1 protein-coding gene is annotated in these 274 nt (G+C 59.9%); it reads left to right on the top strand.

What is annotated here, in order from left to right; genetic code table 11:
- On the top strand, positions 1 to 274 hold a 274-nt coding region (locus tag QIT27_RS17005), incomplete at both ends, for a transposase (RefSeq protein WP_285264494.1).

Here is a 274-nt window from a genome sequence, read left to right on the forward strand (position 1 = left end):
AGCCGACTTCTCCGGGGGCCACATCACGTCGGACGCCGGATTACTCCTGCTTCGTGAAGTCGATAAACACCATCGCCTGACACGCCGCTTGGCCACCGTGCTTCATGATCCCCGTGCACCGGAACAGGTTCGTCATAAGCTCGACACTCTGGTTCGTCAGCGGGTGTTCGGTGTCGCCGCTGGCTATGAAGATTTCAACGACCATGAGGCCCTGCGCTATGATCAGGCCCTCCAGACAGCGCTCGGTGAAGAGGATCCGCTGGCAGGCAAGTCA

The sequence above is a fragment of the Halomonas sp. LC1 genome, from assembly GCF_030247125.1.
Taxonomy (GTDB): domain Bacteria; phylum Pseudomonadota; class Gammaproteobacteria; order Pseudomonadales; family Halomonadaceae; genus Vreelandella.